This is a genomic window from Flavobacterium solisilvae (assembly GCF_012911605.1).
Classification (GTDB): domain Bacteria; phylum Bacteroidota; class Bacteroidia; order Flavobacteriales; family Flavobacteriaceae; genus Flavobacterium; species Flavobacterium solisilvae.
Map to the genome: position 1 here is coordinate 1 of NZ_JAAMPT010000172.1, position 2,065 is coordinate 2,065.

The window sequence follows — 2,065 nt, forward strand, 5'->3', positions numbered from 1 at the left end:
AAGTGTTTAAGTCTTAATCGAACTATGAGTTTTACTCGGAGTAATTGTTAGTTTACTTAAACACTTTTCTCTTTTCTAAATTTACCTAAATTTATTAAAACAAATCTAAAGGAGTATTTTTTGTGCAGAGCAACGGAACAAAAAATGTATCGAGAACAAAACAAAAAAACAAACTTCCTTAAAATAGCTTCTAAAGAGGTTACTTTTTATAAATATTTTAAAATTTTAGTTTTTTATTGAGGTTGTGCAACAGTTACCACTGTTATGTGCAGTTTCTTTATTCTTCAATTTTTCTTTTATAAAAAATATAATCTGTGTTAATCGGTTCTATTCCACAATTTTTAATATCAGTTGCAATTTGAGCACGGTGATAAGTCGAATGGTTTATAATATGGAATAAAACATCTTCAATTTTATTTGTAAATTTTTGTCCTTTTGAATTTTGGTATTCAATTACATTTTCAAGACTTTTTTCACGAATTATTTTCAAAGTTTTTGTATAATTTTCATAATTTATGTCCGAGATGTTATTCCAATCGTTAATTTGCCAAACCCCAAATTCAGTTTCATTTTCAATTCTAGCGTTCCATATTTGTTGAGCGTTCATTAGATGATTTATAAGTTCCAATGATTTCTCAGGAACTTCTTAAAAATTTTCCGTCAAAAACTCAATCCATTTTTTATTAAAATGATAGTTATACTCAAATAATTCGTTTAATTTTTCCTTTATTTGGACGCTGTTTCGGTGAAATTGCACATAACGGAAAAAGTATTGGCGAAGTGCGGGCTTAATTTAACTGAAAATTCAATTTAGACTGCGTGGAGCCGATGCTTTTTTCGGATTGTTAAATTAAGAAAAAAATCAATACGAAAAAGCAGCGGCGGCTAAATGTGACAAATCTTTCAATTATCCCTTCCTCCCGCATTTTGCCAATACTATGTTATCTGCAGCCTTTTTAGTTTTATTTATTTTCTTTAATATTTGCCAAAAGATTTGGAACTGCAAAACTTAAAACAAGGCCAAAAATTGTAATTAGTAATCCTGATATCCACGAGTTTTGATTTTCCATTTCATTTTTTAAAGATTCTATTTCTGTTTTGTTGATTTCCCTTAAAGATTCATCACTTTTTTCTAATTGAGAAATGTCGTTATTCATATTAAGTAACGAAAGTGTTTTTTCAGGATTGTCTGAAATTCCTTTTTCAATAACTTCTATTCTATTTGTTAAATCTGCTATATCCGAATTTACAGGGTTATTCTTGGACGAACTTACATTTTGATTTGTTTTTTTGTCAATTTGATTTATTAATGTTTTCAAATTTTTTATTTCAGTTTTAATCGAATCACAATTGCAAGATGATGAAAAAGTTGAGGAGTTGTTTGTTTTTTTATTCAAATTTAGTGAGTAAACCACAGTAATTATTCCAACGACAAGACTTAAAATGGAAAGCATTGAGCTTAACCACACTCTTTTTTTTCTTTCTTTTAATTCTCCAATTTTATATTTTTGGATTCTTTCTTTTTCAATTTTTTCCTCAGTTTTTTGCTGTGATACAAGGGTTTCATATCTTGGGAATTCATCATCTGGAATTAGTTTTAGGGCCCCATCTGTCAATTCGAAAATTTGAAAATCTTTTCCAAATCCAAAACTTAAAACTAAATAAACAGGTATATCTTCTTGTAAATTTGATAGAAAATCATCTTGATAATAGTTTATTTCATTAATTAAATCACTTTTTTCCCAAGTTGAAGATTTAAATTCAAATAAACATAAAAAATTGTCATTTTCTGTATCAATAACTAATAAATCAGGTCTGAATTTTGGGTGAATTTTAGAGGATTTGAATTCAAACAATAGACTATTTTCAGGATAACCTTTTGATAATAAAAATTCTTTAAAAATATCTATAAATTGTTTTTCCATAAGCGATATAAGGTTGCAGATAACGTCAGACTGTGAAAAAACTTCCACAATCCTAGTACCAAATATAGTAAAATAGTTGTAAGAAAAAGATAAATTCATTATTTTTAGTGATGCAACATATACAAGGAATAGCTCGCAAC

Annotated in this window: 2 protein-coding genes; both read right to left on the reverse strand. The window is 27.5% G+C overall.

Features of this window, described 5'->3' with window-relative positions; all coding sequences use genetic code 11:
- Positions 1-277: 277 nt before the first annotated feature.
- Positions 278-628 carry a DinB family protein gene (locus G6042_RS00835; protein WP_262887298.1) on the reverse strand — a complete coding sequence of 117 codons (351 nt, stop codon included), beginning with the start codon at positions 626-628 and terminating at the stop codon, positions 278-280.
- A gap of 334 nt (positions 629-962) precedes the next feature.
- The coding region (locus tag G6042_RS00840; protein WP_211161605.1) for a hypothetical protein at positions 963-2,065 on the reverse strand (1,103 nt) is incomplete at its 5' end.